11 protein-coding genes are annotated in these 12052 nt (G+C 48.6%); 8 read left to right on the top strand and 3 right to left on the bottom strand.

Features of this window, described 5'->3' with window-relative positions:
• Positions 1-21 precede the first annotated feature (21 nt).
• The 4 genes from ACRQU7_RS04620 to ACRQU7_RS04635 are packed head-to-tail and all read left to right on the top strand — an operon-like array spanning position 22 to position 3887.
• Positions 22-957, top strand: coding sequence for an ABC transporter permease (locus tag ACRQU7_RS04620; protein ID WP_038322795.1), 936 nt, complete (start codon positions 22-24; stop codon positions 955-957).
• A 5-nt stretch (positions 958-962) separates the two neighbouring features.
• The gene (locus ACRQU7_RS04625; protein WP_444644088.1) at positions 963-1886 is read left to right on the top strand and encodes an ABC transporter permease; all 924 of its coding nucleotides are present in this window, start codon (positions 963-965) and stop codon (positions 1884-1886) included.
• 20 nt (positions 1887-1906) lie between these two features.
• Complete coding sequence (locus ACRQU7_RS04630) at positions 1907-2920, top strand: ABC transporter ATP-binding protein (protein WP_444644090.1); 1014 nt, start codon at positions 1907-1909, stop codon at positions 2918-2920.
• On the top strand, positions 2910-3887 hold the full coding sequence (locus tag ACRQU7_RS04635; protein WP_444644092.1) for an ABC transporter ATP-binding protein: 978 nt from the start codon (positions 2910-2912) through the stop codon (positions 3885-3887). The genes ACRQU7_RS04630 and ACRQU7_RS04635 overlap by 11 nt, the downstream gene beginning before the upstream one ends.
• A 117-nt stretch (positions 3888-4004) precedes the next feature.
• Here ACRQU7_RS04635 and ACRQU7_RS04640 read toward each other — a convergent pair whose 3' ends face one another.
• Entirely contained in the window at positions 4005-4889 is an 885-nt protein-coding gene (locus tag ACRQU7_RS04640; RefSeq protein WP_141827279.1) for a MurR/RpiR family transcriptional regulator, read from the bottom strand.
• A gap of 174 nt (positions 4890-5063) precedes the next feature.
• Between ACRQU7_RS04640 and iadA the strand changes: the two genes are divergently transcribed.
• The 4 genes from iadA to ACRQU7_RS04660 all read left to right on the top strand — a co-directional run bounded on the left by iadA (position 5064) and on the right by ACRQU7_RS04660 (position 9620).
• Entirely contained in the window at positions 5064-6194 is a 1131-nt protein-coding gene (iadA, locus tag ACRQU7_RS04645) for a beta-aspartyl-peptidase (RefSeq protein ID WP_444644094.1), read from the top strand.
• 81 nt (positions 6195-6275) lie between these two features.
• Positions 6276-7352 (top strand): M42 family peptidase, encoded by a 1077-nt coding sequence (locus tag ACRQU7_RS04650; RefSeq protein ID WP_038322926.1) that lies wholly within the window; start codon positions 6276-6278, stop codon positions 7350-7352.
• 57 nt (positions 7353-7409) lie between these two features.
• On the top strand, positions 7410-8816 hold the full coding sequence (locus tag ACRQU7_RS04655; protein WP_444644096.1) for a Sapep family Mn(2+)-dependent dipeptidase: 1407 nt from the start codon (positions 7410-7412) through the stop codon (positions 8814-8816).
• A 381-nt stretch (positions 8817-9197) separates the two neighbouring features.
• Positions 9198-9620, top strand: a complete 423-nt coding sequence (locus ACRQU7_RS04660) for a class II fructose-bisphosphate aldolase (RefSeq protein WP_444644098.1) — start codon at positions 9198-9200, stop codon at positions 9618-9620.
• Between the two features lie 47 nt (positions 9621-9667).
• On the opposite strand, the gene ribF is transcribed toward ACRQU7_RS04660, so the two are convergent.
• A complete protein-coding gene (gene ribF / locus ACRQU7_RS04665; RefSeq protein WP_444644100.1) occupies positions 9668-10537 on the bottom strand; it encodes a bifunctional riboflavin kinase/FMN adenylyltransferase in 870 nt (289 codons plus the stop codon).
• Positions 10538-10609: 72 nt separating this feature from the next.
• Positions 10610-11965 carry an APC family permease gene (locus tag ACRQU7_RS04670; protein ID WP_444644102.1) on the bottom strand — a complete coding sequence of 452 codons (1356 nt, stop codon included), beginning with the start codon at positions 11963-11965 and terminating at the stop codon, positions 10610-10612.
• Between the last annotated feature and the right edge of the window lie 87 nt (positions 11966-12052).

The raw sequence follows: 12052 nt of genomic DNA on the forward strand, positions 1-12052 counted from the left end.
AACTCCAAGGGAGGAAGTAAATTGCAAAAATATATTATCAAACGGCTTGTTTACCTTTTGATCACTCTTTTGGTAATTACCACCGCAACATTTTTTCTGATGCACAGTCTTCCCGGTACGCCGTTTGACGAAGATAAAATAAGCAAGCTGAGCGCGGAGCAGCAGCGGCAGGTTTATGCCAGCTATGGTTTGGATCAGCCGGTTTATGTTCAGTATTTTAAATACCTTGGAAACGTCTTTCAGGGGGATCTGGGTACATCCACCCTGTATTCCGGACAGTCGGTGCAAGGGATCCTTGCAGCCCGCATTGTGCCGTCTGCTCTGGTTGGAATTCAGGCTGTCCTTGTCGGCCTTGTAATCGGACTGATTCTTGGCATTGTGGCTGCTTACCGGCATAATACTTCTATGGACTATTTGACGATGGTCATCTCTGTGCTGGGGATTTCCGTCCCGAACTTTGTTGTAGCGGCTTTGCTTCAATATTTTTTCGGACTGAAATGGGGACTGCTTCCGGTTGCCTACTGGGAGAGCTATGCCTGCTCCATCCTGCCTTCCCTTGCGCTGTCCTTCGGCGTCATTGCGCAGATCGCCCGTTTTATACGTACGGAAATGCTCACGGTTTTACAGCAGGATTATATTTTAATGGCGAAAGCAAAGGGGCTCAGCCCGGTAAAGATTCTTCTGCGCCACGCACTTCGGAATTCCCTGCTGCCTGTCATTACAATTCTTGGTTCCATAACCGTCAATATCCTGACCGGCTCTCTTGCTGTGGAAAGTATTTACAGTGTTCCGGGTATTGGCAGTCTGTTTGTGGATACCATTAAAGCAAACGATTATTCCACAATACTGGGGCTCACACTTTTCTACAGTGCATTTTACGTGGTTGTTATCCTTCTGGTTGATATCCTATACTGCGTCATTGACCCAAGAATCCGGCTCGCGCCGTCAAAGGAGTGATACAATTGCAGAACATAGAACTTACGGAAGACTTGATGGCTCCTGCTGAAATGGACGAGGGTGACCGGGAAAAAATATCACGGCCAACGAGGTCGGCCTTTCAGGACGGCTGGATTCGTCTGAAGCAGAACAGGGGGTCGGTGATCGCCCTGGTGATCCTTCTTGTTTTGGTCGCTCTTGCCTTTTTAGGGCAGGTACTTACGAAAAATAATTACTATGATACGAATTATAGTGCAATCCTTCAGGCGCCGAATGCGGAGCACTGGTTTGGTACGGATAAATTCGGCCGCGATCAATGGGCGCGCGTGTGGTACGGTACCCGCGTTTCCCTTTTGATTGCGTTTGTTGCCGCAACGCTCGATTTGGTGGTTGGCGTAACTTACGGTTCGATTTCCGCTTTGCTCGGCGGAAAAGTGGACTCTGTTATGCAGCGTATCATTGAAGTGTTGATCGGAATTCCGAATTTAATCATTGTTATCTTATTGATGATGGTTATGCCTGCGGGTATTGGAACTCTGATTATTGCCATGTCTATTTCCGGCTGGGTGAACATGGCCCGATTAGTCCGTGCGGAAATTCTGAAACTGAAAGATCAGGAATTTATTCTTGCCGCCCGAATCCTCGGTACCTCCAATAAACGGATTATTCTGAAGCATCTGATCCCCAACACGATTGGGGTTATCGTAATCAATACGATGTTTACGATTCCCTCCGCTATTTTTACGGAAGCTTTCCTCAGCTTTATCGGAATTGGTCTTCAGGAACCGAAAGCGTCTCTGGGTGTTTTGATTAACAGCGGTTTTCAGGTCATCAACAGCCAGTTATACCTGCTGCTGATTCCCGCCGTCATCATTGTTTTGATTATGGTGTGTTTCAGCATCCTGGGGGATGGTCTCCGTGATGCATTCGATCCGAGAATGCGTGTTTAGTGCAGAAAAGAGGCTGAAAAATGAGTAGTTTATTAGAAGTTGAGAATTTAGAAATAAACTTATTAACGCAAAACGGAACCGTGAAAGCTGTTCGTGGTGTCAGTCTTTCTCTGGAGCCAAAGGATACGTTGGCTATCGTTGGGGAATCCGGCTCCGGAAAAAGCATGATGGTGAAGGGGATCATGAAGCTGCTGCCCAAAACCGGCAGAGTTGCAGGCCAGGTAACATTTGACGGGAAAGATATTACCAATTTAAACGATCGCCAGATGAGAAAGCTGAACGGTTCAGAAATTTCGATGATTTTTCAGGATCCGATGACTTCCCTGAACCCAACCATGACAATCGGAAAACAGATTATTGAAATATTAAGTGAACATAAGAAAATGAGTTCCCAGCAGATGAGGGAAAGAGCGCTGGAGCTTCTGGGATTGGTCGGCATTTCTTTCCCGGAAAAGCGATTCAGCCAGTATCCGCATCAGCTTTCCGGCGGAATGCGTCAGCGTGTGGTGATTGCGATCGCACTTGCCTGCAACCCGAAAGTTTTGGTCGCAGACGAACCCACAACTGCGCTGGATGTTACGATTCAGGCTCAAATTCTTGATCTGATGAAGTCGCTGCAAAGCAGGGTAAACACCTCGATTATCCTGATTACGCACAATCTTGGCGTGGTTGCCAGTATTGCGAATAAAGTCGCGGTTATGTACGGCGGCAAAATTGTGGAGAGCGGCTTGGTAGATGAAATATTCTACCATGCGCAGCATCCTTATACGCTTGGCTTGATTGCTTCCATCCCCAAAATTCATGAAACAGCCAGTGAACTGAAAACAATCCCCGGTACCCCGCCGGACTTGATTGACCCTCCGAAAGGCTGCCCGTTTGCGCCGCGCTGTGAAAAAGCGCGGAAGGTCTGTCAGCAGTATCAGCCGGAATACACGCAGATTTCCTCTACGCACCGCTCTGCCTGCTGGCTGCAACATCCCCTTGTGAAAAAACAGGCAGAGAATACGAACGGAAAGGAGACCCGTGATGAGTGAAGTATTGCTGGAAGTGAAGAATCTTAAAAAATACTTTCAGGTTGGAAATAAACAGACTTTAAAAGCGGTGGATAATGTTTCCTTTCAGATTTATAAAGGAGAAACACTCGGCCTGGTTGGGGAATCCGGCTGCGGGAAATCCACGCTGGGCAGAACCATTATGCGGTTATATCACCCAACGGACGGTGAAATATTGTATGACGGAAAGAAAATCAGCGGACCGCTTTCCAATGAGGAAGCAAAAGAATGCTGCGGTAAAATGCAGATGATTTTTCAGGACCCATATGCTTCTCTGGACCAGCGCATGAAAGTTGTTGACATTGTTGCGGAAGGACTGGATTCACAGGAAACCCCGCTGAGCAGGGAAGAGCGTGAAAAAACGGTCATACAGCTGATGGAGATGGTAGGACTTCAGAAAGAACATATCGGCCGTTTTCCGCACGAGTTTTCAGGCGGCCAGCGGCAGCGTATCGGCATTGCCAGGGCTCTCGCCATCCATCCTGAATTCGTTGTGGCCGACGAACCGATTTCCGCGCTGGATGTTTCCATTCAGGCACAGGTTGTCAACCTGCTGAAGAAATTGCAGAATGAACTGGGTCTGACCTACCTGTTTATAGCGCATGATATTTCAATGGTAAAATATATCAGCAACCGAATCGGTGTCATGTACCTTGGCAGTCTGGTGGAATTGACCGCAAGCGAAACGATGTTTGATAAACCGATGCATCCCTATACGCAGGCGCTTCTTTCAGCAATTCCTCTGCCTGATCCAAAGGCGGAAAGAAATCGCAGCGGTGTTGTACTGGAAGGGACTGTGCCGAACCCGGTCAATATTCCGAATGGATGCAAATTTTGTTCGCGCTGCAAATATGCGATGGATATTTGTAAACAGTCGAGTCCTGTATTCCGGGAAGTGGAAAAAGACCATTGGGTTGCATGTTATCGATATGACGGTGAGACCGAATAACTCGGATTCGTATCAAACAAAAAGCGGGTAGGTTCCTTGGGCTTCGGAAATTCCGAAGCGAAGAACCACCCGCAGTTTTACGAGCTTTTTGGTCAGATACCCAGGCCTTGTGTGCCCTTAAGAATTTTTCTCAGAACTGGATTCGTTGATAAAGTGAATGACTTCATGCGCGTCGGAAACCAGCTTGTCGTAAGCTTCGCCCATTTCCAGCACAATTCCGGAAGCAATTAAATTAACCAGTTCAATCGGCAGTGAATAGGAGTTATAAAAAACCCTAGTAGCGGTATCGCACAAATAATTAATGCTGTTCTGGGTTACCACAGGGGACTCCAGATTGTCTGTAATCGAAGTAACGCCTGCACCCCGATATTCCGCATACTGCACAATGTTCCGCATCGCGTCGTAATAGCGGGGAAACGAGATGGCGATCACATGGTCGCCGGGATGAAGCTTGACCAGGTTTGCCTGAACATTGTCCAGGTCCTCTGGATGAACCAGAATCGCGTTGGGGATCAGCGGAGAAATTCGGCGGTAAAAATACTCGGAGACGACGCTGGAGACGCCCTGCCCGCAAATCAGTACCGTTTTGGCCTGAAGAATCAGCCGTGCGGTTTTTAAAATATGCTCTGTCGGCACTGTGTCGTAAAATTCGGCGCTTTGCGTGCGGGCGTTATTGATAATCTGCTGTATGACCATTTCTTGATTTCCGCGTTCCACCACGGGAAGATCCAATGAAAAATAACTGGTTTCCATAAAATTTTTCACCAGACGTTCCGTATGCGAACGAAACGCTTTTTTCAGTTCAATAAAGTTTTCAAATCCGAGCCTCTTACACATGCGGAGGATGGTCACTTCGGAAACGCTGCTGCGCTGGCTGAGGTCTTTCAGGGAGATATAGCAGACATCCTCCGGGTTGGACAGAAGTATGTCCAGAATTTCCCTTTGTTTTCTAGTCAGGTTATGATAATTTTTATTGATTTTCTGGAAAGAATCGTCCGGCATTGTCTGCCCCCCATTTCATACTTGTTCATATGAATGATTATACCTTAAACTTGTTTTAATGAAAAGAATAATCTGGAATAAGCTGCCGAAAACCGGCATTTTCATAATCATTGTGGGCCACACACGTAAAATGTGGCAGCCACACCCCATCCGGCGTGGAAGACTGGAGTATCAATGCTGCTTATAAAAAATGTAAGAATTAATTTGAATCATCCGAACGAAGTTGCAGACGTGTTCATCGCGGGCGGCAAAATACAGGCGATAGGCCGCAAACTGGAACCTGCGCTGGCGAATCTTGAAGTCCTTGACGGGGACGGCAAGACAGCGATACCGGGGTATATTGATCAGCATGTCCATATCACGGGGGGCGGGGGAGAAGATGGTTTTTCCAGCCGCGTACCGGAAATTCAGCTTTCTGACTGTATTCGCGGCGGCGTTACCACGCTGGTCGGCTTGCTGGGAACCGATTCGATCACCCGCAGCGTCGAAAATGTGGTGGCGAAAACAAAGGCACTGCGCAGCGAGGGGTTAACCGCCTACTGTCTGACCGGAGCGTATGAATATCCTTCCCCGACTTTGACCGGTTCCGTGAAAAAGGATATTGCGTATATTGAGGAAGTAATCGGCGTTAAAATTGCGATTTCTGATCACCGTTCGTCAAATCTGTGTAAGCAGGATTTGATTCGGCTTGCGTCGGAAGCAAGGCTTGGCGGGCTTCTTTCCAGAAAGCCGGGTCTGGTTCACATTCATGTGGGCACCGGGAAGCGTAAACTTGGTTTATTATTTGATATTTTGGAAACCGAAGACATCCCGATTCAGATATTCCGCCCGACTCACGTGGGAAGAGTATTTGACGACGCGGTGCGGTTTGCCAATTTAGGCGGATACATCGATTTTACCGCCGAGGAAGAAAGCAGGAAATCGGCTCAAATGATCGTAAAAGCTTTTGAGCAGGCCCCTGCCGAACGCATTACGCTCAGTACGGATTCGAACGGCAGTATGCCGAAGTGGAATGAGAATAAAGAAATCGTCGGGATGGGTGTGGGGCAGATTACAACTCTCCACCGTACCGTGAAGTCGCTTGTACAGGATTGCGGGGTTCCGCTTTCTCAGGCGATACTGCCCGGCACGGCTACCGTTGCGAAGGCGCTTGGGCTTGCCGATCGAAAGGGCCGTCTTGCACAAGGGTACGATGCCGACCTGATTTTGCTCGACGACCAGCTGAATATTGATACCGTTATGGCGGGCGGTGCTATTATGATGAGAAGCGGCAGTCTGATCAAAAAAGGAATTTTTGAAAAATAGAAACACTGCAGCAATTCCTTGTTGCAGAATCAACCGGAAATGCTGTATTATCATTTTTATAGGAAGAAAAGAGGATTTATTTTGAATGAGGAAAGATTACTCCAATTGATCCGGGAGGTTTCCAATGCGAATGGTGCTTCCGGATTTGAAGACGATGTATTAAAGGTTCTGCGTAAACAAGGGGAAGGCCTGGGGGATTTTTCAGAAGATTCCCTGCGGAACCTGTACCTGAAACGCGCGGGTAACCGGGGCGGTCGTCCGGTCGTTCAACTGGATGCCCATACGGATGAAGTGTCGTTTATGGTTCAGGCGGTTAAGCCGAACGGAACGCTGGTGTTTATTACTCTCGGCGGTTGGGTCGCGAATAACATTCCGGCGCATAAGGTGCGTGTGCGCAACGCGGAGGGAAACTATATTCCCGGTATTATTGCAAGCAAGCCCCCGCATTTTATGAGTGAAGCGGAGCGCAATGCACCGGCTAACGTGTCCAATATGGTGATTGACATTGGTGCGACTTCCCGGGAAGAAGCTGTCAATGACTTTAAGATCCGCATTGGGGAACCGGTAGTTCCGGATGTTGATTTTGAATATAGGAAACAGAAAGACCTGCTGATTGGGAAGGCCTTTGACTGCCGTCTGGGCTGTGCGGCCATTTTGGAGACCATGCGTACGCTGCAGGGGAAAAACCTGAATGTGGACGTAACCGCGGGCTTTGCCGTTCAGGAAGAAGTCGGTACGCGCGGTGCTTATGTAACCAGCAACACCATCCGCCCCGACATTGCCATCGTTTTTGAAGGATGCCCGGCGGACGATACGTTTACTGAGGAGTACATGACTCAGACGGCGATCAAAAAAGGGCCTATGCTGCGTCATATTGATGCCCGTATGATCACTAACCCCCGCTATCAGCGTTATGTTCTGGATTTGGGCAGAAAACTTGGGATTCCGGTGCAGGAATCGGTCCGCACAGGCGGTTCCACCAACGGAGCACCGATTCATTTGTCCAACGCAGGAGTTCCGGTAATCGTGATGGGGCTTCCGGTACGTTATATCCATACGCATTACGGCATTGCGGCTTTGTCCGATTTACAGAACGCCGTAAAGCTGGCAAGCGCGGTGATCGAATCGCTGGAGGAAAATATTATAAAATCCTTCTGACACTGTTTCTTTTAAAAATTTGTAGCACAGAGCTGAAATTACATAGGAGGCCATATCATGACGGATCAGAAAACAATAGAACAGTATTTTGAGGCGCATCGGGAAGAGATGCTTCGCGATATGAGTACGCTGATTCGAATCCCGAGCGAAAAAGGGGAGCCCAAAGAAGGAATGCCTTTTGGGGAGTATCCGGCAAAGGCGCTTGCCGCAGCCGTGCAAATTGCGAAAGATATGGGATTTTCAGTAAATAATTATGATAACTATGCGGCGGCTGTCGATTTGAATGACCTTCCAAGGCAGCTTGATATTCTGGCCCACCTGGATGTTGTTCCCGCAGGAAACGGCTGGACGGTGACGCAGCCGTTTGAGCCGCTTGTAAAAGACGGCAGATTATACGGCAGAGGTTCCGCGGATGACAAAGGCCCGGCGATCGCTGCGCTGTACGCATTAAAAGCGGTTCGTGACCTGGATGTTCCGCTGAAGAAGAACGCCCGTCTGGTTCTCGGCACCGACGAGGAATGCGGCAGCGCGGACATTACCCATTATTATGAACAGGAACCGGAAGCACCTATGACTTTTTCGCCGGATGCCGCGTTCCCTGTGGTTAATATTGAAAAGGGGCGTTACAGCATCTGGGTGAAGGCGGGTTGGAAAGAAGACCTTGCGTTGCCGCGCATCCTTTCCGTTCACGGCGGCGTGAAGAGCAATGTGGTTCCTGACACTGCCGAGGCTGTGGTGGAAGGGCTTTCTGCGCAGGAGCTTTCCGCCTGCACCGCCGCGGCCACCGCCAGAACCGGCATTTCGTTTGAATGGAAGGAGAATAACGGAAAGATTGTCGTGGAAGCACATGGAGCCTGTGCGCATGCTTCTTCGCCGGGCGACGGAAATAACGCCATTACCGGGCTCATCGATTTATTAGTCGGAATTCCATTTGCAAAATCGGAAGGATTTGAGAAGCTTTGTGCCGTAAATCAGCTTTTCCCGCATGGTGACAGGCTTGGAAAAGCTCCCGGAGTAGCCATGGAAGATGAGATTTCCGGCCCTCTGACGATGAGTCTGAACTTGTTTGAATATGAACTTACAGGACTGAAAGGCTATTTCGACGGCCGTACTCCGGTCTGCGCCACCAATGAAAATTTGAAAGATATCTTTTGTGAGAAAGCAAGGGCTCACGGTTTGACTCCGGACGATAAGGGTGTTTCGCCGGCCCACCATGTTCCAAAGGATACGCCTTTTATTCAGACGCTGCTGAAGTGCTACGAGCAGTATTCGGGCAGAAAGGGAGAATGCGTAGCGATTGGCGGGGGAACTTACGCACATCGCTTGAAAAACGGCGTCGGCTTTGGGTGCTCCATGCCGGAAACGGATAACCGTATGCATGGCGCGGACGAATATGCAGTCATTGAGGAACTGCTCATGGGAGCGAAAATCTTTACACAGGCAATCATTGACCTTTGCTCCTGAAGAATATTTTCCCCGATTGAAACAACTTTTTACAGCATTTCCAGTTGATTCTGCAACAAGGTTGCGTTCCTCCCCCCGCCGAAGGCGGGGGGAGGAATATGTTTTGTCTCGCAAACGTAACTGGAATTGCTATAGCTCTGACGGGTGGCATACTGTAAAATAATAGAAAAAGAAAAGCCAGGGATTTCGTCTCTCTGATAAAGAGAGACGGAATCCCTGGCTTCTTTTATTTACCCACAACTGCTCGATTGATCGATCTTACTTCCATTCCGTCACCGTAATCCGCTACAATGATTTCCTGATTTGAGAGCGTCATCGGAGACAAATACGGTTTTCGTTACTTTGCGGAGCTGCCGTTAACACATTTTTTGGGCCCGAAATATGAATCCGGAAGACGGAACCGGTCCCCGAATTCAAAGCGATTATTATACAAATCCCGGTCAGGCGGCCCTGTTCGCTGCCAAAACCGGGGTTGATGCTCTGGCTGTTTCCGTCGGGAACGCGCATGGTGTTTATTCGGGCCAGCCGCACATTGATTTTGAACGGATTCTTGAAATCAGGGATGCGGCGCATCTGCCGTTGGTATTGCACGGATGCTCTGGAATCCCATTCGACGATATTCGAAAAGCGGTTCGATGTGGAATACGGAAAATAAACGTCAATACGGATATGGTGGTGGAAGCGGCAAAATCGGTAAAAACGTTTCTGGACGCGCAGGGCGAAATCTCCAGGATTGATAAGGCGACGGAATATGCCCAAGCCGCAATGGAACGGGTTGCGGAAAAATATCTGAATTGTTTTTAAAGATTGGAAATAAAACCGTATCTGCGTTTGAACAGATACGGTTTTATTTATTGCTTTACATTGTTCTTAACATATTCCAGATCCTTTTCCACCTGGTTTTTGACTTGTTCCAGATTGTCGAATTTCTGAACCTCCCGGATAAATCCCTGAACTTCCAACTGGATTTTCTTTCCATAAATATCTTTTGCAAAGTTGAGCAGATAGGTTTCAATGGTCACGTACCGGTAACTGTCGACGGACGGCCTGAGGCCGATATTTGTCAGGCCCTTGTAGCTTTCCCCTTCAATGATGGACAGGGTAGCGTATACGCCGTGCTTTGGAATCAGTTTGTTTTCACCGACGCCGAGGTTAGCCGTAGGCATTCCTACCGTTCGTCCAAGCGCCTTACCGTGCATTACTTCCCCCATCATCAGGTAAGGGTGCCCCAGCATTTCGGTCGCTTTTTCCAGCGAACCCTGCGTAATTTCAGTTGCAATGCGCTGGGAGGTCACCGCTTCTCCGCCGATGTTCACCGTTTCGATTTCCTCAATGGAAAAGCCGTATTTTTTGGAGTGTTCACGCAGTGCGGGGAGATGAGGATCATTTTTACCGGTCACAATGACTTTGGCCCCCAGCTTGTCCGCTAAAACTTCCTTTATAAATTGATCCAAAGAAAAGCTCTGCTTGTCAATTTCATAGAAAATCAAAACCTCCGGCCCGTTTTCACTGAGCAGTTCCCGCTTTTCTTCGCTTGTGGTAAGAATTTGTTCTTCGTCGCTATGACCGTCAAAGCAGAGAACCACGGAAGTCAGCCCGCTTTTTGATATTTCCAGCAGTCTGTTGATGACTGCACGGTGACCGGTATGTACCCCTTCAAAGCTGCCGAAAGCCACACAGGCGCTGTCGATTTGGAAATCAGCCTTGTCAATATATATCACAATAAATCCTCTCCGTTTCATGTTCGTCATTCTGTTCTGCGACCGATTGCCGCAGAACAGAATGAATTCTAGTTAATGATCTCCTGCTTCATCCGCCTTTTTTGTTGCAAAGCAGTAAATGATCATTCCGAATAAATAATAAATCCCGGTCCATGCCCACAACTGCCAGCCGCCTTCAATGATGCTCGGTATGTAGCAGGCTACCAATACAATCAGGACAAGAACGGAAACCGCGTTTCCACCCGGCGCCGCAAATTTATCCGTCATATCCGGATTTTTCTTCCGGGCTGCAATAGCGGACAGGCAGACAATGGCGATTACGATTACCGTACAAAGAGCGCCCATATTTACCATGACGTTGATCAGGGACGGGAAAGCCGCAAGAATACAGCAGATCAGAATCGTGAGGATCTGGGCGTTTACCGGTACGCCGGATTTTTCGCTGATTTTTGCGAGGCCCTTAGGGAACAGTCCGCTGCCGGCACATGCCTGAAAGGTACGGGCCGTCAAGGTCATGCAAACCATTGTCGTTGTAAACAGACCGAGCACGGCCGTGATAGCGATCAGCTTCACCAGCCACGGAATGTAAGCCAGCTTGGCGAACGCCGCGGCGAATACGGGAATGTAGGTCATATCCGGGTTCTTTACCAGATACTGTGCGGTGATTAGACCCATGGTGGAAATCATCATCAGAAGGTAAGTCGCGACGACGATCACCATGGCGATGGTCATTGCCAGCGGAACCGTTTTCTTTGGGTTTTTAATTTCGCCCACCATGAAAGCAATCGCCACAATTCCGCCATATGCCAGCATCGCAACAGGAACTGCGCTCAAAAAGCCCCATGAGCCGCCGGTTCCCTGTGAGAAGAAAGGCACGAAGTTGCTTGCTTCCCATTTTCCGCTGAAAAAGGCGACAACTACAAAGATTCCCATGGTAACCACGTGGATGATGGTAATGGTGTTGTTGACCTTACTCATGGAGGACACCTTGATCATGTTCAGAACGCCCGTAAGGATAACGGCGGCAACGCCGATGATTAGCTGGTAGTTGTTCAAAGCCGGGAATCCCACTCCCAAATAAATACCGATGTACATTGCGGAGAATGTAACAGCCGAAATGTTTCCAAACAGATAGGCCCAAGCGGAAATCCAACCCCAAAGGCGTCCCTGCTTTGCGTTTTTTCCCAGCGTTTTTTCAGGGAATACAAAGACGCCGCCTGAATGCGGATAAATTGTGGACAGCTCGGCTGTTTGAAGAGCGTAAAAAAACAAAACAACTGCGGCGATAATCCACGAAATGATGGACGCCGGACCTGCGTTCAGAATGGTCACGCCCGAAAGAGAAAAAATTGCGCTGCCAATCATACCGCCAATAAGAATCATTGCACTATCAAATAAGCCGATTTTTCTGTTATCGTTATTGGACATAACGTTTCCCCTTTTCAATATAATGATAGCTTACCGCTACGGAGCTCGAAGCTCCACCAACTCCTATTTAAGCTAAAAAAGAATTCC

Source organism: Caproiciproducens puteiluti (assembly GCF_052442865.1).
In the GTDB taxonomy this organism is placed as follows: domain Bacteria; phylum Bacillota; class Clostridia; order Oscillospirales; family Acutalibacteraceae; genus Caproiciproducens.